The 19,542-nt window shown below is 58.3% G+C and carries 20 protein-coding genes; 9 read left to right on the top strand and 11 right to left on the bottom strand.

Going from position 1 to position 19,542, the window contains the following annotated elements:
* Window positions 1–289 precede the first annotated feature (289 nt).
* Together C6Y32_RS06370 and C6Y32_RS06365 are read left to right on the top strand one after the other, a co-directional pair.
* Window positions 290–727, top strand: a complete 438-nt coding sequence (locus C6Y32_RS06370) for an RrF2 family transcriptional regulator (RefSeq protein ID WP_105204514.1) — start codon at window positions 290–292, stop codon at window positions 725–727.
* A 187-nt stretch (window positions 728–914) separates the two neighbouring features.
* Window positions 915–2,297, top strand: coding sequence for an alanine/glycine:cation symporter family protein (locus C6Y32_RS06365; protein ID WP_105204513.1), 1,383 nt, complete (start codon window positions 915–917; stop codon window positions 2,295–2,297).
* Between the two features lie 257 nt (window positions 2,298–2,554).
* Here the strand turns inward: C6Y32_RS06365 and C6Y32_RS06360 are convergent, their stop codons facing one another.
* From C6Y32_RS06360 to C6Y32_RS06340, 5 genes are all read right to left on the bottom strand, one after another.
* The gene (locus tag C6Y32_RS06360) at window positions 2,555–4,231 is read right to left on the bottom strand and encodes an AMP-binding protein (RefSeq protein WP_105204512.1); all 1,677 of its coding nucleotides are present in this window, start codon (window positions 4,229–4,231) and stop codon (window positions 2,555–2,557) included.
* 2 nt (window positions 4,232–4,233) lie between these two features.
* Window positions 4,234–4,833: a helix-turn-helix domain-containing protein gene (locus tag C6Y32_RS06355; RefSeq protein ID WP_186488681.1), complete on the bottom strand. Its 600-nt coding sequence runs from the start codon at window positions 4,831–4,833 to the stop codon at window positions 4,234–4,236.
* 470 nt (window positions 4,834–5,303) lie between these two features.
* Window positions 5,304–6,191, bottom strand: coding sequence for an SIR2 family NAD-dependent protein deacylase (locus C6Y32_RS06350; protein ID WP_105204511.1), 888 nt, complete (start codon window positions 6,189–6,191; stop codon window positions 5,304–5,306).
* On the bottom strand, window positions 6,115–6,915 hold the full coding sequence (locus tag C6Y32_RS06345) for a protein-ADP-ribose hydrolase (protein WP_105204510.1): 801 nt from the start codon (window positions 6,913–6,915) through the stop codon (window positions 6,115–6,117). Before C6Y32_RS06345 ends, C6Y32_RS06350 begins: the two co-directional genes overlap by 77 nt.
* Window positions 6,912–7,538 carry a 4Fe-4S binding protein gene (locus C6Y32_RS06340; RefSeq protein ID WP_164998164.1) on the bottom strand — a complete coding sequence of 209 codons (627 nt, stop codon included), beginning with the start codon at window positions 7,536–7,538 and terminating at the stop codon, window positions 6,912–6,914. Before C6Y32_RS06340 ends, C6Y32_RS06345 begins: the two co-directional genes overlap by 4 nt.
* 590 nt (window positions 7,539–8,128) lie before the next feature.
* Between C6Y32_RS06340 and C6Y32_RS06335 the strand changes: the two genes are divergently transcribed.
* The 4 genes from C6Y32_RS06335 (at window position 8,129) to C6Y32_RS06320 (ending at window position 11,572) form a co-directional block, all read left to right on the top strand.
* A complete protein-coding gene (locus C6Y32_RS06335; RefSeq protein WP_164998163.1) occupies window positions 8,129–8,377 on the top strand; it encodes a YdbC family protein in 249 nt (82 codons plus the stop codon).
* A gap of 139 nt (window positions 8,378–8,516) precedes the next feature.
* Complete coding sequence (locus tag C6Y32_RS06330) at window positions 8,517–9,455, top strand: AEC family transporter (RefSeq protein WP_105204509.1); 939 nt, start codon at window positions 8,517–8,519, stop codon at window positions 9,453–9,455.
* A 365-nt stretch (window positions 9,456–9,820) separates the two neighbouring features.
* Window positions 9,821–10,816, top strand: a complete 996-nt coding sequence (locus tag C6Y32_RS06325; protein ID WP_105204508.1) for a nucleoside hydrolase — start codon at window positions 9,821–9,823, stop codon at window positions 10,814–10,816.
* Window positions 10,817–10,948: 132 nt separating this feature from the next.
* Window positions 10,949–11,572 carry a DUF4358 domain-containing protein gene (locus C6Y32_RS06320; RefSeq protein ID WP_164998162.1) on the top strand — a complete coding sequence of 208 codons (624 nt, stop codon included), beginning with the start codon at window positions 10,949–10,951 and terminating at the stop codon, window positions 11,570–11,572.
* Window positions 11,573–11,644: 72 nt separating this feature from the next.
* Here C6Y32_RS06320 and C6Y32_RS06315 read toward each other — a convergent pair whose 3' ends face one another.
* From C6Y32_RS06315 to C6Y32_RS06290, 6 genes are all read right to left on the bottom strand, one after another.
* Window positions 11,645–12,790 carry a DUF2974 domain-containing protein gene (locus C6Y32_RS06315; protein ID WP_164998161.1) on the bottom strand — a complete coding sequence of 382 codons (1,146 nt, stop codon included), beginning with the start codon at window positions 12,788–12,790 and terminating at the stop codon, window positions 11,645–11,647.
* A gap of 1 nt (window position 12,791) precedes the next feature.
* Window positions 12,792–13,403 carry a hypothetical protein gene (locus C6Y32_RS06310; RefSeq protein WP_105204505.1) on the bottom strand — a complete coding sequence of 204 codons (612 nt, stop codon included), beginning with the start codon at window positions 13,401–13,403 and terminating at the stop codon, window positions 12,792–12,794.
* Window positions 13,396–13,875 (bottom strand): RNA polymerase sigma factor, encoded by a 480-nt coding sequence (locus C6Y32_RS06305; RefSeq protein ID WP_105204504.1) that lies wholly within the window; start codon window positions 13,873–13,875, stop codon window positions 13,396–13,398. The genes C6Y32_RS06310 and C6Y32_RS06305 overlap by 8 nt, the downstream gene beginning before the upstream one ends.
* Before the next feature lie 42 nt (window positions 13,876–13,917).
* Complete coding sequence (locus C6Y32_RS06300; RefSeq protein ID WP_105204503.1) at window positions 13,918–14,250, bottom strand: hypothetical protein; 333 nt, start codon at window positions 14,248–14,250, stop codon at window positions 13,918–13,920.
* Between the two features lie 177 nt (window positions 14,251–14,427).
* Window positions 14,428–15,111, bottom strand: a complete 684-nt coding sequence (locus tag C6Y32_RS06295) for a LiaF transmembrane domain-containing protein (RefSeq protein WP_105204502.1) — start codon at window positions 15,109–15,111, stop codon at window positions 14,428–14,430.
* 38 nt (window positions 15,112–15,149) lie between these two features.
* Window positions 15,150–15,473 (bottom strand): NIPSNAP family protein, encoded by a 324-nt coding sequence (locus C6Y32_RS06290; RefSeq protein WP_105204501.1) that lies wholly within the window; start codon window positions 15,471–15,473, stop codon window positions 15,150–15,152.
* Between the two features lie 183 nt (window positions 15,474–15,656).
* Between C6Y32_RS06290 and rbr the strand changes: the two genes are divergently transcribed.
* From rbr to C6Y32_RS06275, 3 genes are all read left to right on the top strand, one after another.
* Window positions 15,657–16,199 (top strand): rubrerythrin, encoded by a 543-nt coding sequence (gene rbr / locus C6Y32_RS06285; protein WP_105204500.1) that lies wholly within the window; start codon window positions 15,657–15,659, stop codon window positions 16,197–16,199.
* A gap of 515 nt (window positions 16,200–16,714) precedes the next feature.
* On the top strand, window positions 16,715–18,385 hold the full coding sequence (locus tag C6Y32_RS06280) for a cobalamin B12-binding domain-containing protein (RefSeq protein WP_105204499.1): 1,671 nt from the start codon (window positions 16,715–16,717) through the stop codon (window positions 18,383–18,385).
* 15 nt (window positions 18,386–18,400) lie between these two features.
* On the top strand, window positions 18,401–19,459 hold the full coding sequence (locus tag C6Y32_RS06275) for an NAD/NADP-dependent octopine/nopaline dehydrogenase family protein (RefSeq protein WP_105204498.1): 1,059 nt from the start codon (window positions 18,401–18,403) through the stop codon (window positions 19,457–19,459).
* The last annotated feature ends 83 nt before the right edge of the window (window positions 19,460–19,542 follow it).

The raw sequence follows: 19,542 nt of genomic DNA, 5'->3' as shown, positions 1-19,542 counted from the left end.
GAGCCAGCGTATAAAGCGCGATCAGCGCCCACACATGCGCCCCGCCGCAAAAAAGCGGGGCAGCAACCATATTTTGTGGTACACGGCGACACCTCCGGATCTTATTCCTATAATTCCTATTATTTTAATATGATTTATATCATACCTGTCTCCCCTATCAAAGTCAAGCCCTTTTTGACGGGACGCGATTTGACTTCCCCCCACCCCTGCGGTATACTTATTCCATAGAATTTTTGTATGATATGGGCCTGCCCAGCACACGGCGGGCCATCTGGATGGGGGACTTACCATGAAGATCTCGACCAAAGGGCGGTACGCTCTGCGGCTGATGCTCGATTTGGCCATACACACGGCTGAGGGGGGCCGGGTGTCGATACGGGCGGTGGCCCAGCGGCAGCAGATATCGGAAAAATATTTGGAACAGATCATTACCCAGCTGAGCCGGGCCGGCTTTGTGCGCAGTGCCCGTGGCCCACAGGGCGGCTACAGCCTGACCCGGTCGCCGGAGGCGTATACCGTGGGCGAGATCTTGCGGCAGATGGAGGGCGAACTGGCGCCGGTGACCTGCTTGGAAACTGGAGAAAACCAGTGCGGCCGCTTTGGTCAGTGCGCCACGGTAGAGGTATACCAGCGCATTTACGATGCGGTAAACGGCGTAGTGGACGGGATCACCCTGCAGGACCTGGTGCAGATCCAGCAGGAAAAATGCGCTGCCTGTGCACCGTAACCGTAAGTTGGATCGATGGCGTGCAAAAACGTTAAAAAAGAGAGCCGCGGCTCTCTTTTTTTGTGTCTTTGTCCAATATATGCACACAAGTGTGTGTACATCATAGACAACCGTGCGCCCGGTTGCTATAATAAAAGCTGTCGCGCCCGGTACGCACCGGGCAGAAAAGATAGAGGGGTGTACGAAAATGGAATGGGTAGAGGCGATCGTCAAGTTCGTCAACGACTTTATGTGGGACTTCTTTTTGCTGGTGCTTTTGTGCGGTACCGGCATCTACTTTACGGTGCGGCTGCGGTTGGTGCAGGTGACCAAGTTTGCCGCCAGCTTTAAAGCAGTATTTTCAAAGATCAAACTGCGCGGTGGGGCGGCTGGTAAGGGCGGTATGAGCTCGTTTCAGTCGCTGGCCACAGCGGTGGCCGCCCAGATCGGCACCGGAAACCTGGCCGGGGCTGCTACGGCCATTGTGATGGGCGGACCGGGGGCCATTTTCTGGATGTGGATCTCGGCATTTTTGGGGATGGCCACCATTTTTGCCGAGGCCACCTTGGCCCAGAAGTACCGCCATGTCTCAGAGGACGGCACCGTGACCGGCGGGCCGGTGTACTACATCCGGGCCAAATTTACCGGTCGTTTTGGCAAGGTACTGGCCGCCTGCTTTTCGGTATTTTTGATCTTGGCTCTGGGTTTTATGGGCAATATGGTGCAGTCAAACTCGATCTCGAGCGCCTTTGCCACTGCGTTCGGCGCCAACAAATGGGTGGTGGGCGCGCTGCTGGCGCTGGTCTGCGGCTTTGTGTTCATCGGCGGGGTGCGGCGCATCGCCTCGCTGACTGAAAAGATCGTACCTTTTATGGCGCTGGTGTACATTGCCGGCTGCGTGGTGGTGCTGGCCATCAACGCGCGGGCGCTGCCCGGCGCCTTTGGCCAGATCTTTGTAGGGGCCTTTGCACCGGGGGCCATCGCCGGCGGCGCCGTAGGAGTAGCGGTGCAAAAGGCCATCCGCTACGGGGTGGCGCGGGGTCTGTTCTCTAACGAGGCGGGCATGGGTTCTACTCCGCACGCCCACGCGCTGGCTAAGGTGGAGCACCCCTGTGACCAGGGCCTGATGGCCATGATGGGAGTCTTCATCGACACCTTTGTGGTGCTGACCCTGACGGCGCTGGTGATCATCTCCTCCGGGCTGGCCGGTGGCGGCCTGGACGGCATCAACCTGACCCAGGCGGCATTTTCGTCGGTGCTGGGGGGCGCCGGTGAGATCTTTATCGCCGTATGCCTGCTGTTTTTTGCTTTTTCTACCATCGTCGGCTGGTACTTTTTTGGCGAGCAGAACATCCGCTACCTGTTTGGACAAAAAGGTGTGAAGGTGTATGCGGCACTGGTACTGGTATTCGTATTTTTGGGCTCGCTGCTAAAGGTGCAGCTGGTTTGGTCCATGGCTGACATGTTTAACGGACTGATGGTCATCCCCAACTGTATCGGCCTGCTGGCTATGAGCGGTATGGTGGCCAAGCTGTACCGTGACTACCGGCAAAACCCGCTGGCTGCCAGAGCCGGTGCCGCGCAGCACTGACCGCGCGTATCTCTATAGCTTTATGGCTGTGGGCTGGGCGGTATGGCTGCGGATGGGCCGCCAAGCGGACGCGGCCTGATAGAGAAACGACTTTATAAAAGGCGCTTATCTCCCCTTTTGGGGTCTTGCGGTATAGCCAGTCTATACGGAAAACGACAGACAGAAAAAAGAGAGAGCCAGACCGGTGACCGGTCTGGCTCTCTCTTTTGGTTTGTCACCGTGCGCGGGGCGCGGTGTTTTGGGGTGCGGCTTGCTGTTTACTCAACAGGCGGTGTCTGCTGTTTTTCACCGCGGATCTCGACCCGGCGGATCTTGCCGGAGATGGTCTTGGGCAGCTCGGTGACGAACTCGACGATACGGGGATATTTGTAGGGAGCAGTATTTTGCTTGACGTAGGTCTGTATCTCTTTTTTGAGGTCGTCGCCGGCGGTGTAGCCGCGGGTGAGAACAATGGTGGCCTTGACCACCTGGCCGCGCACCGGGTCGGGGGCGGCGGTAACGGCACACTCGAGCACGGCCGGGTGCTCCATGATGACGCTCTCGATCTCGAAGGGGCTGATGCGGTAGCCGGAAGACTTGATGAGATCGTCGGTGCGGCCCACGAACCAGTAGTAGCCGTCCTCGTCGCGCCAAGCCATATCGCCGGTGTGATAGACGTCATCGTGCCAGGCGGCGCGGGTCTTCTCCTCGTCGAGATAGTAGCCGATAAACATGCCGTGGGGGTGGCCTTTATCGGTGCGCACCACCACTTCGCCCATCTCGCCGGGGACGGCACTGTGGCCGTCGGCGGCGACGATATCGATATCATACTGGGGGTTGGGCTTACCCATGGCGCCGGGTCTGGGCTCCATGCCGATGAGATTGCCGATGGTGAGGGTCGTCTCGGTCTGGCCAAAACCCTCCATCAGCTTTAAGCCGGTGGCGTTATACCACTGCTTATATACCTCGGGGTTCAGGGCCTCGCCGGCGGTGTTGGAGTACTGCAGCGACGACAGATCGTACTGGGTGAGGTCTTCTTTGATAAAGAAGCGGTACATGGTGGGCGGCGCGCAGAAGGTGGTGATGTTGTATTTGGCAAACAGCGGCAGGATCTGGTGGGCGTCGAAACGGTCGAAATCGAAAGTGAAGACACAGCCTTCACACAGCCACTGGCCGTACAGTTTTCCCCACACTGCTTTGCCCCAGCCGGTGTCGGAGATGGTGAAATGCACCCCGTCGGGGTCGACGTTGTGCCACCAGCGGGCAGTTACCACGTGGCCCAGCGGGTAGGTGAAGCTGTGGGCGGCGATCTTGGGGTAAGAGGTGGTGCCGGAGGTAAAGTACATGAGCATGGGGTCGTCGTTATCAGTGGCGGCACTCCCCTGTGGGCGGGGGAAGGTATCGGCAAACCGGGTGAGCTGGCCGTCGAAATCGCCCCAGCCGTCGCGGGTGCCGTTTACCGCCACCTTCACCTGTACGGTGGGGCTTTGGGGCAGCGCATCCTCGATATGCTGCAGCACATCGCCCCGGGCGGTGGCCACCACCGCTTTGACCTTGGCGGCATTAAAGCGGTAGACGTAATCTTTTTTCATCAGCTGGTCGGTGGCGGGGACCGCTACAGCCCCCAGCTTGTGCAGCGCCAGGATGGTGAACCAGAACTGGTAGTGGCGGCGCAGCACTAGCAGCACCACATCGCCTTTACCTATGCCCAGCGAGGCAAAATAATTGGCGGCCATAGAGGAGTAGCGGCTCATATCGGCAAAGGTGAACACCCGCTCCTCCATATTTTCGGAGAGCCAGATCATGGCCTTTTTGTCGGGTTGGGACGCGGCTAGGCGGTCGACGACATCGAAGGCAAAATTGAAGTGCTGCGGCTCGCAAAAGGAGATGGACTCCAGCGTGCCGTCAGGCCGCACCTTCTCGTTTACAAAATCGTGATAGATGAGTTTTCGCATCTCTAGGCCCGCTCCTCTCTGTCCTTTTTGTGTTTTTCCTCCAGCACCAGGGCCAAAAACTCGCAGTCTTCACCGCCGGTGGCGATCATGCCGTGGCCGTGGCCGGAATCGTAATAGATGGCGTCGCCGGCCTCCAGCACGGCGGTGTGCTCTTCCATGCGCACCTTCAGCTTGCCCCGCAACACGTAATCAAATTCCTGCCCCTTGTGGCGCGACAGCGCGATGGGGGCGTCCTGCTCTTCTTGGCGGTATTTGGCGCGGACCAAAAACGGCTCACAGCTGCGGTTTTTAAACAGGTAGGCCAGGTGCTGATAGGCAAAGCCCTGACGGCGCTCGATCGGCATGCCGGACCCCTTTTTGACGATGGTGTAAAAGGAGAGCTTGGGCACATCGCCGGTGATGAGCTCGGTCATGTCGACGCCGAAGCGCTTGGCGCAGTTGTACAGGAACGTAAATGAAAAATCGTCTTCCCCCTGCTCGCAGGCGGTGTAGGCGGCCTCGGTCATGCCGGTGACTTCGGCCATCTCGGCGGTGGAAATCTCCAGCATCTCCCGCAGGCCGCGAATGCGCTCGGCTATTTGTAGGATCTCGTTTTGCAGCATGTTCTTCCCTCCATCTCTGGTCGTGCCCCGGCGCGGCAACAGCTGCGCCGGGGTACAAAAAAAGCGCCCCGTCTCTTCTAACTCGAAGAGACGAAACGCATAGGTTCCGCGGTACCACTCTTGTTGCCCCCACTAAAAGGGGCCCCTCTGACGTGTCAGACAACACGCTTTCAGATAACGGTGAAAAGCCGGAGATACCTACCGGGGCCGCGGCCCTTTGGGTACACTGTTCCAGGGTGATCTGATCGCCGCCAGCACGAGACCTCACACCACCCGGCCCCTCTCTGTAGCGCTGCTCCGCCGCGATCCTGTCCCTATCGTCACATTTGGGATATTGAGGATTTGTATCCAAAATAGCACACTGCCCGGCGGTTGTCAAATACTTTTTTGCGCGCTGTGACCTGACGGCGGTGGCAGCCCATACCGGCCGGCAGCTGCAGCGGAGCGGCTATCGGAAGGCGCCAAACGGGCTACTCGCCCGCTTTCAGGCAGTTTTTGACCTGTTTGAGGATCGGGGCGATATCGCCCTGGATACACAGTGCTCGATCTTGCAGTTGGTGGGGGATCTTTTGTTTTTCGGTGTTGACCGAGACATAGGTGGATCGGGGCTGCCGGGCGGTAAACTGCCAAAACGGGTACTTGATGATGCCGGGCGTATTGCCGCCCACCCCCAGCTCAAGATACAGTACCGCCCCGTTTTGGTGCCGGTGCAAAAAGTCGCGGTAGCGGCCGGCAGCGGCGTGCCATCCGACATCTTCGACAAAGCAGCCGTCCACCCGCAGGTTCATGGTCATAAGTCCGCCACAGACCGGGCAGCGGGGAATCAGTTCGGTGGGGACGCACATATCGCGCTGCCGGGCAACCATCTGCCTTACCGTCTGCCCGTTGTCGTATGTCTTGTAATGGCAGGGTTTTTGGCACTGCCACAGGCCGTAGTCGCCCTGGGTGTAAAACAGGCGCTGTTTGTCAAAACCCGCTTTTTGAAAACAGTGGTCCACATTGGTGGTGAGCACAAAATAATCTTTGCCGCGCACCAGTGCCAACAGATCGCTGTAGACTCTGCCCGGCGGCTGGCCATAGCGGTTGATGAGGATATAGCGGCTCCAGTAGGCCCAGTACTCCTCCGGTGTGGCGTAGGGATAAAAACCACCTGCATACATATCGGTAAAGCCGTACTTCTGGTGAAAATCGGAAAAGTGGCGGTAAAAACGGGGGCCGCTATAGGTAAAACCGGCGGCGGTCGACAGGCCGGCACCGGCACCGACGATCAGGGCATCGGCCTTACGGATGCCAGCTGCCAGCTGCTCTATTTGCAAGCAGCTGGCTGTAGAGCCGGTAGTCACTCGGGGTAAAGACATCAAAGATCACCTCCAATTTGTTAGCGCTCTGCTTTTGAAACTGGCGGACGGTATCTACGGCGATCTGGGCAGCGACCGGGGCGGGAAAGCAAAATTCACCGGTGGAGATGCAGCAGAAAGCCAGGCTGGTGAGCCCCTTTTGCACCGCCAGCTGCAGGCAGGCCCGGTAACAGCTGACCAGCTGCCGGCGATCTTGAGCGGTGAGCCGGCCACAGACGATGGGCCCCACGGTATGCAGCACATACCGGCAGGGCAGATTAAAAGCCGGGGTGATCTTGGCCTGCCCGGTGGGCTCCTGATGGCCTTGGCGGCGCATGATATCGGCACAGGCCTGGCGCAGCTGCACCCCGGCGGCGCTGTGGATGGCGTTGTCGATGCAGCCGTGACAAGGCGCAAAACAGCCCAGCAGTGCACTGTTGGCGGCGTTGACGATGCCGTCTACCGCCAGGCGGGTGATATCGCCCCGCCAAAGGTAGAGGCCCGGCTCGGCTTCCGGTATATCGGCCAGTGAGACGGTACCCCTCAAGGCCAGCTCGGCCTGGAGATAGTCGTTTTGGAGCTGTAAAAACTCGGGCGATACCGGTTGGGGCGGGCGCAGATTGCGCAGCGCCCGAAACAGCTGTTTTTGACCGTGTAAGTCCTGGGGGACTGCCAATGTACTGCCGTCGGGACGCTCGGCCAGCAGGTACTGGATGAGGTCTTGCAGGCGCTGCTGCTGGGTCATGACCGGCTCCTCTCAATAGCATTTTGGGGGCACACCTGTTGGCAGCGGCCACAGTGCAGGCAGGCAGATGGGATGATCTGCACCGGGACGCGCGAACAGTCGATACAGTTTTGTGGGCAGGACTGTTGACAGCGGCCGCAGCCGGTGCAGCGTTTCGTTACATAATATCCCACTTTTTGTAACACCCCGTCACCGATGGAGAACCGCTGGCGAAAGATGGGCTGACAGCTGAGGTCAAAGTACTCACCGCTGCCGGTATAGAGACAGAATACAGTCAGTGCAGCGCGGCTATCGACGCTGGGATAGATCTTTTGCATATAGGGGTTTTGGGCAAAGATCTCGGGCAGACGGGCCGAGCCTATCTCGCGCACCCGCCCCTGCAGCGAGATAGACCGGCTGGACAGCGTATCGCCCCCTGAGACACCGGTCAGGGCCACCCGGGAATCCTGCTGCAGGCGGTGATAGAGGGACTTGCCGCGGGCCGTGAGAAAGTAGAGACCGCCGGTATCGGCAAGCATGATATCGATGGCACAGGTATAGGGGCTGCCATCGCTGCCGACGGTGGCGAACACGACAGTATGCATTTGATCTCTGAGCATGTACAGGTAATCCTGAGCGGTCACGATATGGCACCTCCGGGCAGTATATTTCCTACTTACTACTTACAACATATCCCGCCAGCACCTGGCTGTAAAGTAAGCACTTTTTCGTAACATGGTATCTTTTAGATACTATTTATGTATAGCCGCTGTTTGCAGTATACCGGAGCGGCCACAGCAGCAGCGAACTGACGCCCAGTACGCATGGACAGAAAAGCACAGCAGACCGCCCAGCAGTGGCAGATGGGAGATAGATGGCGTCACCATCGGCCACCGCTATCGCACCTGACGCCTAAATATCCACCACCCGGTGTTTTGTCTGCCGCCGCTGGGCACACGGCAGTACATGCCCCACTACCGGCAGACCGAAACTACCTAACAGGCAGCGCTGTTTTGATGGTCGTCTAAACCGTACAGAGGACCAAGATGGTATGACTGAGCGGCGGGGCGGTAAGACTATACTGCGAGCTGGTGGGAATGCCGATATATTTTTATAGCGGCTACTTTGCAAAAAACAGTTTCTTTTTGCCGCCAAACATGATAAGATTTTAAAAGTGAAGCCGTCGGGGCAGTGGTGCCGCGGCGACAATACGGCGAAAGGACGATACACCATTATGGCAGAATTTAAATACGAGATCACGGACAAGATCGGCGTGCTCAGCGAGAACGCCAAGGGCTGGACCAAGGAATTAAACCTCATCAGCTGGAATGGCCGGGAGCCCAAATACGACATTCGCGAGTGGTCCCCCGACGGCAGCAAAATGGGGAAAGGCGTCACCATCACCAAAGAGGAACTGTACTCTTTAAAAGAGCTGCTGATGGAGATGGAGCTGGAGGCCCCCGACGACGAGCCCGCTCTGTAAAGGGCAACTGTGTGACTTGTAGCCAAAGGCGGCCGGCGCGCTGTCTTTGGCTATCCTTTTATGCCCGCTCTGCGGCGGCGGGCGCGTTTTCACCGGCGGGGCACCGCCACGGTTTTGTGAGAGGATAGTGGAGGACAATATGGAAACAGCACTGGCAGTATCGCAGCAGGTCATTGTGATGGTGCTCATCGCCGCCTGCGGCGTGGTCTTAAAAAAGGCCGGCAAGATCACCGACGACCTGAAAGCACCGCTGAGCAACATTCTGCTCTACCTGGTGTCGCCTATTTTGATCATCAACTCGTTTATTCGGCCCTTTAAGAAGAGCGAGTTTTCGCTGTGGCTGCTGTCTATCGCCATGAGCCTGATCATTCAGGTGTTGCTCATCATCATCTCGAAGCTGACCTGTCGCCGGGCCGATGGCGACCGGCGGGGCATCGACCGCTTTGCGGTGTGCTACTCCAACGCCGCCTTTATCGGCATTCCGCTTATACAGGCCAGCCTGGGGCCGGACGGGGTATTTTTTCTGATCGGATTCATCTGTGCCTCGGGTCTGTTTATGTGGACGTACGGCGCACGGGAAGTATCGGGTGGGCGGTACAAGTTAAACGCCAAAAAGATCCTGCTCAACCCCTCGAATATCGGCGCCGTCATCGGTTTTATCATCTATATCCTGCAGATAGATGTGGGCTCGATCCTCACCAGTACCCTGCAGAGCATCTCGAACATCAACACCGCTGCCTCGATGATCATTATTGGCATTTTGGTTTCGAACGTGCGGCCCAAAGAGATCCTGAGCGAGGTGCGGGTGTTTAAAGTGGCCCTGTTGCGGCTGGTGCTCTGCCCGCTGCTGGTGCTGGGGCTGGGCGCACTGATCATGCGCACCGGTATTGCCGGGGCCAAGATGGCAGTGATGGTGAACCTGATCGCCTCCTCTACCCCGGCAGCCAGCGCCACCGCCATGATGGCCACGATTTTTGGCTCGGACGACGTGTACGCCGGCAAGGTGGTGGCGGTGACTACGGTGTGCTCGGTGATCACCATACCGGCCATTATGTTTTTGGCCGGGGCGGTGCTGTAGGCGCAGCGGTAACATTTTTGACACGGTTTTAACAGCAGTAAAAAGGCTCGGCCAATTATGTGGCCGGGCCTTTTTTGATCGGGCGCGGAAGCGGGCAGAGAGCGCTGCGATCTAAGTTGCCCGGCTGTGCCGGGACAGGAAAGGAGGACAGATATCCAGCCTTTCTATCGCCGCGCTTTGATCATAAGCATTTTCTTATTTACATAAGTGTTTTAAAATATATATTGAGCATTTGTATATATTTTGGCGTTTTTTAAATCTCTATTTGTACATTTCGCAAAATTATTTGTTGACGGACACACCGTTCACCCCTATACTAGAGAGTAGTGACCCAACCAATAAGAGATAAAAAGGAGAATGAGATCATGGCAGATAGAGTGAGAAAGATCATATTGGATGTAGATACCGGCTCGGACGACGCAGTGGCGATCATGCTGGCGGCGCTGGCCCCGGAAGTAGAGGTATTGGGCGTATGCGCTGTAAATGGCAACCAGGCGCTGGAGTACACGTTGGAGAATACGCTGCGAGTCGTGGAGCTGCTGGGTGCACAGGACCGTATCCCGGTCATTAAAGGCGCCGCCACCCCGCTGGTGCGCACCCTGAACCCCGGCCGGTTGTGCCAGCCCCAGACCCCATCGACCCAGTATGACGAAAACGGCAACGAGATCGCCTACCACCCCAAAGAGATCGGCAACGGTAAGGCGACCATTAAACCGCTGGACATAAACTTTGTTACCTGGTACATAGATACCATTAAAAACAGCCCCGAAAAGGTGACGCTGGTGCCGGTCGGCCCGCTGACCGATATCGCCATGGTATTGAGAGCCGACCCGTCGGTGGTGGACAACATCGAGGAGATCGTGATCATGGGTGGCGGCAAAGACCAGACCAACACCACCTCGGCGGCGGAGTTCAACATTTGGCTGGACCCCGAGGCGGCACAGATCGTGTTGACCTGCGGCGCCAAGATCACGCTGGTACCGCTGGACGCCACCCACAAGGCCTCTACCCGCTATAGCGAGAAAGCCGATTTCCTGGCCCTGCACAACCCCGTGGGCGACATGATCGCCGACATGATCGAGATCCGCACCACCGCCTACAACAAGTTCCAGCCGCTGCACGAGCCCGACCTGGCCCCCATGCACGACGCGCTGTGCGTGGCCTATCTGATCGACCCCAACGTGCTCAAAGACGTGCGCTTTACCCGGGTGGATGTAGATATCTCGGGTGGTTTTGCCGATGGGCAGACCATCATCGATACCCGCCACTTCCACAACCAGCCTGACAACTGCTATGTGGCGCTGGACGCCGACCGCGACCTGTTTGCCAAGATCTTGCTGGACCGCTGCAAAAATTTTTAAACAGCTGAACATTTTTAAAGGGCCGCCCAGATGGGCGGCCCTTTTTTGCGCACAGCGCATATCGGCGCGGCGTTTTGGCACAATAGTGGTGACCGCACATACCAAATAAACACAGATGTAGGGGGAAACACCATGAAAAAAGTTCTTTCTCTGCTGGCGGTGCTCTGCCTGAGTGCCGGCCTGTTCGTGGGATGTGGCAGCGACTCCAACTCCAACACCAGCGATGTGAGCTTGCGCCAGATCCACGAGGATATCAAAAAAGAGTACGGCGACGACTACCTGCCTTCGGTAGCCATCGACAACAACATGCTCAGGGATTCGTACGGTATCGATGAGAGCTGGGTGGATGAGGTCATTGCCGAGGGGCCGATGATGACCAAGCATGTGGATACCTTTATCGCCATCAAGGCCAAAGACGGCAGAGCTGACGATGTGGAGAAGGCGCTGAAAGCACATCAGCAAAAGCTGGCCGCCGACGCCGATAACCACCCTGAGAACGCCGCCAAATTAAAGAGCGCCCAGGTGCGCCGCCACGGCGACTATGTGTTCTTTGTGATGCTGGGCAAAGACAAAGATCTGTCTGACAACAGCAGCTCGGCTGGGTCGTCATCGGCCGGGTCGGAGAGCGGCAGTGTCGGCAGCACAGTCGGTGATGTAGCCGGCGATATCGAAGACGGCGCCGACCACCTGCTGGAGTTTGCCACCGGCCAGGTAAAACGCGGTATCGATATCATCGACAAGGCTTTCAGCAAGTAGTCTGCCACCAAAAAATGATCTGATGCACAAAAAAGCAGTGCGGCGGTATATCGGTATACCGCCGCACCGCTTTTATTTTTCCTTTTTAACGGGAAACGCTGTCGCGGCAGGGCGGGCCAGCGCCAACTGCTGGGACAACAGCGCCGACCACACCCGGAACAGGCTCGCCACCATCTCGCCCAGCATCTTGCGGGTCTGCCGGTCAATACCGCCCAGCGAGCGCAGCATTGGCGCCAAGGTGGAGAGACCCATTTTAGACATCTCGTCGAAGGTGGCGGCACCGGTGGAGTCGAGGACGGTAAACAGCGTATCGACAAAGCGGCCCCGCTGCTCAGGGGTGAGCGCCGCCAGCCAGCCGCTGAGCGTCTGGTCGAGAAATTCGCTGCTGCGGGTGCGCTGCTGCACATACACAAACGCGCCGCCCAGCACCTGCCAGCTCATGGCGTCGTGTTGCATCATGCCCACAGCATCGCTGGCGACGATGGTATACTGGCTGCTGTGCTCCAAAAGCACCCCCACCACCGATGACTGCGGAATAATGGTGTGGATGCGGCTCTGCAGCCGGCGGTAGGCCTCGCTCTCGAACATGGCCTGCAAAAAGCCGGGCCCGTCGTTGTTGTATACCGCCCGGATGCGCTGCTGCACGGCCGGGTCGGCGTTCACCGACGCGTAAACTGCCAGGTTGCCCCCCTTGGAGTGGCCGCCCACCCACAGCCCGCCAGAGCAGGCGGCGGCGACGCGCTCCAGGTAGCGCCGGGCCTCTTTTTGTGAGGGGACTACCGGCATAAAGCCCATATTAAAGTCCTCTCGCCAGCCCAGCAGCGTGTTATCGGTACCGCGAAACGCCACATAGCAGCCACCGTCACAGCTACAGCACACGGCGGCGAACTGCTCTACCTGGTCGCGGTCGCGGCGGCACACATACCCCCACAGCTGCACATCGGCGTAGCGGCGGCTTTGGGCCATGCGGTGCAAAAGCAGGATAGAGGTGCGGGTGATACAGCCCGAATCCTCCATCTCGGCCGGGTCGTGGGTGGCGGCATAACGGCGCCCAGCCTCGGCCAGAGGGATGGACTGGGCGGGGCCATCACCCGATAAGACACCGCCGAAATCCATATAGGCAAGCCAGGAGAAAATGAGGTTATCCACCTCGCAAAACGGGGCTTCGGCAAAGCGCAGATCGCCTCGCCAGTCGATATAATCCAGTATATTGGGCATATTATTCCTCCTGCCAGGCATGGCCTTGGCGGCGTTCGATCTGGGTTTTTTGTCCGCAGCCGCCCGAGCTGATACAGCTCTGCTCCCGACCCTTTTGGGCGCTGCTCTGACTGCCCTGCGGCTGGGCAGCAGCCGAGCCCTGACTGGCTGAAGCCTTACCTTGGCCGCAGCGCCGCTGCAGCTGCTGCCTGCGCTGGGAGTCGTTGCAGTGCACCGTTACCTGGGGCTGCTGGCCGCGCTCGGCCAGCGCCGCATACAGCAGCGAACAGGCTTCGCCCACCTCTTTGCCCTTGAGATCGAGGTCGGTGAGCAGCTCGCTGGAGCCATCGGCCTGCACCGCGATGACTCGGTCGGCCCGGTTTACCGCCAGCTCTACCGGCACATCGGCCTGCACCACCACCCGTGCCGATGGGTCCAGATATCGGTACCAGCCGCCGCCAGCCAGCACCACCAGTGCCAAGACCAGGCAGCCTAACGCCAGCCGCAGCTTGTGGCGGCGGTGTTTGGCTGGGGCGGCGGCACGCACGGCGCGAACTGCCTGCTGCCGCATGGGCTCTTCTGCCCCAATGGGGGCAAAAGCCCGGCGCAGCTGCTCGTCTAGATTTTCACGCATCGGTCGTCCCCCCCTCCAGTGTTTGGCGCAGCAGCGCCCGGCCCCGGTGCAGCCAGCTGTAGACCGTGTTGGGCCGCCGGTGGACCATGGCTGCTATCTCGTCGGCGGCGTAACCCTCGACACAGTGCAGGTAGATGGCCAGCCGGTAGTTGGGCGGCAGGCCGAGCACCGCCTCCAGCACCGGGCCGCTCTCCTCCTTTTGGGGGATGGGGTGATCGTACTCCTCCAGCGACAGTGCGGGGTGGCGCTTTTTGCGGCGCAGCAGATCGGTACATAGATTTCGGGCCACCCGTATGAGCCAAGCTTTTTGGTGCTCCTGATCGGCAAACAGCTTTTTGCGGGTGAGCAGGCGCAGAAAAGTTTCCTGAAATACATCCTCCACATCGGCATAGCAGGACAGGTATAAAAAACAGACCCGCCGCACCGTGTCGCCGTGCCGGGCTATGCTCTCCTCTACCTGCCGCTGCTGCATCTTCTACACCCTCTTTACGCTGTAACGCTGTTTAAAAGCCCCCTACTGGCGGCAACTGCCGTCACGGCGCTGCTGGCCGTGCCCGCCGCTGTGATGGCCACTCCCCCGCCCGCCGTTACCGGCGCCGTTTGGGCACTGCCCGCGCTGCTGCGCACAGCCGCCCGAACACGTACCGGGGGCATAGGGGCAATCTGCGCGGGGACAGTCTTCACGGGGGCAGACTGGTGCGGTCTCAACAGGCCGCTGATAGGCGGCTGCCGCCGCAGGGGCAGTGGCTTCGGCCGGCTGTTGCACCTGCGTGGCAGCAGTGCGCACGGGGGCGGCCAACAGCATGCCGGCCAAACTGATAGCCAGCGATATCTTGGCAAAGTACATAAATATTTCCTCCTGTATACAGTGGTGTCAGCGCCGCGGTGAGCGGCCCTGCACAGAGAACACGTATGGGACCGCTCTAATCTTGCACCAAAAAATATTTTTTATTGCCCCGTTTGGCAAAAGAGGAGCCGACGCGGTGGTCGGCTCCTCTTTTTTTACACGGTACCTATCGGCCGCTCACAGCACCTCGACCTGGCCAAATACCGAGGTGGCCTCGATATGCAGGACCGGGCCCTGACCCTGGGCGATGACGCTACAGCGGTTTGAGCCCAAGATGGGCACGCTGTGCATCTGCACCTGGCAATCTACCGGGGCAAAGATCCGCACCCGGCCGAAGACCGAGGTGGCCTCGAATTTACAGTCGCCGATCAGTGCGCATTCGCGCAGATCGACTTCCAAATTGCCAAAAACGGCGGTGGCGCTGCCACCGGCAAACTGTTTGGCCGCATTTTTGGGATAATCGGATGAAAAGATAGCCAGGTACTCGGGATGCTGGGTAAAGTCGGCGCCTCCAGGGCCAGCCTTATACTGGACACTGCGGTGCCGGGAAAAGGAACTGAATACCAGGTAGAGGCCCAGTATGACCAGCGCCGCCGGCAGCGCGATGCGCCGGATGAACCCGTGCCGCAGGACTCCCTGCTGGTGCAGCAGCAGACATATGCCAAAAGCCAGCCCCAGGAGGTTGCCCAGGTGAGGGCCGCTCTCGATGATGGCAACCAGGCAGGGAACGATGATAAACAGCGTCCACCAGCCCTCGAAAAACAGGTCGAAATGCCACCAGGAGAACTGGTTGCCCAAATACCCGATGCCCACTGCCGCTATGCAGAGCCCCAACACCGTGCGCGAGATGCGCTTACCCATATTGTCCTCACTTTCTAGTAAGCTGAGAGAGCCTGCCTTTACGCCCAGTTCTGGGGCGCGCCGGCCAGCCGCTCCATCAGGTGATTTTCGATGGTGTGTACGGTCTCGCCGTCTTTTTCAGAATCGGCGTAGGCGGCTTTCCACTCGGCGTCGTCCACGAACAGGCCCCACTTTTCGTCCATCTCGGCCTTATCGGCCCACTTGACGATGTAGTAGAGCGTGTCGTTGCCGCTGCAGTCGACCCAAAAATCGACTACCTGGATACCCAGGCGCTCGAAAATATGGAAGGTGTGCTGCTCAAAGCGCTGCACCACTAAGTCTAGCTTGCCGGGGTTTATGTGATAGATGCGCAGTTCGTACATAACTCATACCGCCTTTATATATGTTTGCCAGAGCGCGGCCCTGACAGTCTTATTGTAGCACAGCCAGGCATATTTGCGCAATCGACGGTATACAGTATAAAGAAAGCCCCGGCTTTCCCGCGCGCCTACCGGCGGCCACGGCGCAGCGGCACAATACCATCCGCCGGAGAAACGGAGCTACCCATGAAGTCGTTAAAAGGGACCCAAACCGAAAAAAACCTCAAGACCGCTCTGGCCGGCGAGGCTCTGGCCCACACCAAGTACCGCTTTTACGCCGACGCTGCCCAGTCGGAGGGCTATGTGCCCATCAGCCAGATCTTTGCCGAGACCGCACAAAATGAGCGGGAGCACGCCAAAGTGTGGTTCAAGATCCTGTACAGCGGTATACCAGACACCATGGAAAACCTGCTGGACGCCGCCTCGGGCGAGCACTACGAGTGGACCGAGATGTACGAACAGTTTGCCAAGCAGGCCGAAGACGAGGGCTTTACCGAGCTGCAAAAACTGTTCGTCGAGATCGGCGAAGTGGAAAAGGCCCACGAGGAGCGATACCGCAGCCTGATCGAGAATATGACCCAGGACAGCGTATACAAAAAGACTGCTCCGGCAAAATGGCAGTGTCAAAACTGCGGTTACGAATACGAAGGGACCGAGCCGCCGGCGTTTTGCCCCGCATGTCATCACCCCAAAGGATTTTTTGCGATCAAATGCGAGAGCTACAAATAACTTTCGTCACATCCGTCCCGACAGCCGATGCTGCCGGGACTTTTTGTGCGTATCTCCCCTTTTATATGCGTGCCGCCTGTCGGGCCATACCGCAGTTAATGGCCGCTGCAGGCTAAAATTTTTGGCCGACAGAGATCACCGCCGACCGACAAAAAGGTATGCTTTTTCTGCAAACTGCGACAAAATGCTGTAATCAATTTTTACGCTTTTCATACAAAATCGCCATTTAAACCTCCACCTGTTCACGCTTAATTCATAAAATTCACAATATCTTCATTGTGATTTGCCCGTTTTTTTGGTATACTAGAGAAAACAGAGGGGCGCCAGACCCGCCCCGATCTATGGAGGTATTTCCTTTAGCAGACTGTGATAGTAGTTTTTTGAGATAAGGCCTTTTTATTTTTCTTTAAAAATCCAATAGGTTTCTGTATCCTCCACTCTACACAAATGTTTGCTAGGACTTTGTATAGAGTTTTTTTGTTTGTGAGTCCGCTTTTTAAGAGGAGGTTTTTACTATGGATAAGATCTTACTGGGCGCTTCGCTGGGCAACTGCGTACACGTGGGCGGCGTGGTGCACTTTTTGCAGCTGGCCGAACGCGAGGGCTACCACACCGTGTTTTTGGGGCCGGCCATCCCCGTCGACCGCATCGTTGAGGAGGTGTTGCGGCATAAGCCGGCCATGGTGGCGGTGGGTTATCGCCTGACGCCGGAAAATGTGCGGCCTCTGCTGGCAGAGCTGATCGACAAGGTGCACCAAAACGGCATTGAGACCACCTGGGTATTCGGCGGAACCGGGCCGGTAGCCAAAGTGGCCGAGGAGACCGGCTTTTTCAGCTATATCTCTAACGGGACCGACGACATCGACGACTCGCTTTACTTTTTGCGCAATGGGCGCCGCCCACAGGAACAGGAGAAGTACAGTGACAGCTTGGTGGAGCGGATAAACGACAAGTACCCCTACCCGCTGCTGCGGCACCACTACGGCGAGCCCTCGGTAGAAAAGACGGTGGCCGGCATTGAGAAGATCGCCGACAGCCGGGTGCTGGACATCGTGTCGGTAGGGCCTGACCAGAACACTCAGCAGTTTTTCTTCCACCCCGAGAAGCGCAACCCCGACTTTGAGGGGGCCGGCGGGGTACCACTGCGCACCCGCGAGGACTTTGTGGCGCTGAAAGAGGCCACCCAGCGCGGCAACCACCCGCTGATCCGCTGCTACAGCGGCACCGCCGACGTATTCGATATGGCCCAGCTGTTAAAGGACACCTTAAATAACGCCTGGTGCGCAGTGCCGCTGTGCTGGTACAACAAATTAGACGGCCGCGGCGACCGGGATATCGATACCTCGGTGCGCGAGGCGGTAGAGCTGATGCGGTGGCACGCCGAGCGCGGTATACCGGTAGAGGCCAACGAGCCCCACCACTGGGGCCTGCGCGACGCCCACGACACCATGTCGGTGGCCATGAGCTATATAGCTGCACTCAATGCCAAAAATGCCGGGGTGCGCCACTATATCTCGCAGTACATGTTTAACGTCCCCAATACGCTGAGTTTCCCCATGGACCTGGCGCGGGTGCTGGCGATGGTGGAACTGGTGGAGAGCCTGCACGACGACACCTTTACCACCTACCGGCAGACCAGGGCCGGCCTGCCGTTTTTGAGTGCCGACCTGGATGTGGCCAAAGGTCAGCTGGCGGCCACCACTTTTTTACAGATGACCATCCAGCCCCACATCATCCACGTGGTGGGCTTCTGTGAGGCCGAGCACATCGCCTCGCCCGAAGACGTCATCGAGAGCTGCAAGATCGTGCGCGGTGTGATCAAGACCACGCTGGAGGACCGGGTAGACTTGGCCAAAGACCCCCGCGTCATCGAGCGCAAAAACCAGCTCATTCGCGAGGTGCGCTACCTGTTGAGCTTTATCTGCGCTTTCTACGGCCGTGACGACGCGCTCACCCGCCCTGAAGTCATCGCCGACTGCATCAAGCGCGGCTTTATCGATGCGCCCCACATCGTTAAGGGCGGCGAATTCGTGGGCAACCTGTACACCACTGTTATCGGCGGCCGCTGTGTGGCCTATGACCGCCAGGCGGGCCGCGAGCTGACTGAAAGAGAGCGTCTGCAGGGGCTGTGCACTCCCCAGGAATGGGCTGCCGTCACCGCGCCAGCGGTGCAGGCACAGGACTAGAGGGGAGGAAAAACTGTGAAAATATCTGTAATTGGCGGCGGCAACGGCGGCACGGCTTTTACCGGATACCTGATCCACCACGGGCACCAGGTATCAATGTACACCCGCAACCCGGAAAAGGTGGCCTTTTTTAACCGTGAGCCGGATATTTACCTCTCAGGGGTGGTAAACGCCTCGGTGAAAGCCGGGCTGGTGACCCATGATCTGGGCCAGGCACTGGCCGGCAGCGAGCTGATCATGATCGCCTCTTCGGCCGATGCCCACCGCCACCTGGCGCGGCAGATGGCCCCCTACTTAAAAGATGGACAAGTCGTGGTGCTCAACCCCGGCCGCACGTTTGGCTCGTACGAGTTTGCCAATATTTTGGCCGAGAGCGGCTGTACGGCCGACGTGACCATCGGCGAGACGGACACGCTGATCTTTACCTGCCGCAACCACGAGATCAACCATCCCATCATCTACTCCATCAAAAAAGACGTAAAGTTCGCCTGCCTAAAGCCCGAGCGCACCCAGCGCACGGTAGAGCTGCTGCAGCAGCTGTTTCCCACGGTGCAGGCGGTGCCCTCGATCCTCTATACCGGTCTCACCAACATCGGGATGATCTTTCACCCCACCCCGATCTTATTTAACTTTACCCGCATTGAGTCGGGGCAGACGTTTTTGTTTTACAAAGAGGCCATCACGCCGATGGTCGCCTCGTTTATCTCGCATATCGACGAGGAGCGGGTAGCGGTGGCCCGGCGCATGGGCGTAGAGGTAGAGACGGCCATGCAGTGGCTGTTGCGGGTATACGGCGCCAGCGGCGACACCCTGTATGACGCCATTCAAAATAACCCCGCTTACAATGACGTGTATGCGCCCAAGAGCACCGATACTCGCTATGTGTGGGAAGATGTGCCCACCGGGCTGGTGCCTATCGCCAGCGTGGGCGATCTGATCGATGTGGATACACCTTATATCGATACTGCCATCAACCTGGCCTGTATGCTCTACAATGTGGATTTTAAGGGCACTGGCCGGCAGATCACCAGCCTTGACGGCATTCACGGCGAACCGGTGCTGCTGCGGCAGTAAGGCCCAGCGCACTGGTGGGGATCGGCCGAAATTGATGGACGTGCTCCGGCCTGATGGCCGGGGCATTTTTTCAGGCGGTACTG

This window comes from Neobittarella massiliensis (ex Bilen et al. 2018), assembly GCF_900289145.1.
Lineage (GTDB): Bacteria > Bacillota > Clostridia > Oscillospirales > Ruminococcaceae > Neobittarella > Neobittarella massiliensis.
The sequence above is the reverse complement of the archived record's forward strand: the minus strand, read 5'-3'. Positions and strand labels throughout refer to the sequence as shown.

Excerpts from the sequence above, each read along its gene's own strand:
- C6Y32_RS06290 (WP_105204501.1), bottom strand. The coding sequence starts at position 15,473 with ATGTACGAACTGCGCATCTATCACATAAACCCCGGCAAGCTAGACTTA.
- C6Y32_RS06370 (WP_105204514.1), top strand. The coding sequence starts at position 290 with ATGAAGATCTCGACCAAAGGGCGGTACGCTCTGCGGCTGATGCTCGAT.
- C6Y32_RS06325 (WP_105204508.1), top strand. The coding sequence starts at position 9,821 with ATGGCAGATAGAGTGAGAAAGATCATATTGGATGTAGATACCGGCTCG.
- C6Y32_RS06320 (WP_164998162.1), top strand. The coding sequence starts at position 10,949 with ATGAAAAAAGTTCTTTCTCTGCTGGCGGTGCTCTGCCTGAGTGCCGGC.
- C6Y32_RS06295 (WP_105204502.1), bottom strand. The coding sequence starts at position 15,111 with ATGGGTAAGCGCATCTCGCGCACGGTGTTGGGGCTCTGCATAGCGGCA.
- C6Y32_RS06305 (WP_105204504.1), bottom strand. The coding sequence starts at position 13,875 with ATGCAGCAGCGGCAGGTAGAGGAGAGCATAGCCCGGCACGGCGACACG.
- C6Y32_RS06335 (WP_164998163.1), top strand. The coding sequence starts at position 8,129 with ATGGCAGAATTTAAATACGAGATCACGGACAAGATCGGCGTGCTCAGC.
- C6Y32_RS06300 (WP_105204503.1), bottom strand. The coding sequence starts at position 14,250 with ATGTACTTTGCCAAGATATCGCTGGCTATCAGTTTGGCCGGCATGCTG.
- C6Y32_RS06330 (WP_105204509.1), top strand. The coding sequence starts at position 8,517 with ATGGAAACAGCACTGGCAGTATCGCAGCAGGTCATTGTGATGGTGCTC.
- C6Y32_RS06365 (WP_105204513.1), top strand. The coding sequence starts at position 915 with ATGGAATGGGTAGAGGCGATCGTCAAGTTCGTCAACGACTTTATGTGG.
- C6Y32_RS06350 (WP_105204511.1), bottom strand. The coding sequence starts at position 6,191 with ATGTCTTTACCCCGAGTGACTACCGGCTCTACAGCCAGCTGCTTGCAA.
- rbr (WP_105204500.1), top strand. The coding sequence starts at position 15,657 with ATGAAGTCGTTAAAAGGGACCCAAACCGAAAAAAACCTCAAGACCGCT.
- C6Y32_RS06280 (WP_105204499.1), top strand. The coding sequence starts at position 16,715 with ATGGATAAGATCTTACTGGGCGCTTCGCTGGGCAACTGCGTACACGTG.
- C6Y32_RS06355 (WP_186488681.1), bottom strand. The coding sequence starts at position 4,833 with ATGCTGCAAAACGAGATCCTACAAATAGCCGAGCGCATTCGCGGCCTG.
- C6Y32_RS06310 (WP_105204505.1), bottom strand. The coding sequence starts at position 13,403 with ATGCGTGAAAATCTAGACGAGCAGCTGCGCCGGGCTTTTGCCCCCATT.
- C6Y32_RS06360 (WP_105204512.1), bottom strand. The coding sequence starts at position 4,231 with ATGCGAAAACTCATCTATCACGATTTTGTAAACGAGAAGGTGCGGCCT.
- C6Y32_RS06315 (WP_164998161.1), bottom strand. The coding sequence starts at position 12,790 with ATGCCCAATATACTGGATTATATCGACTGGCGAGGCGATCTGCGCTTT.
- C6Y32_RS06345 (WP_105204510.1), bottom strand. The coding sequence starts at position 6,915 with ATGACCCAGCAGCAGCGCCTGCAAGACCTCATCCAGTACCTGCTGGCC.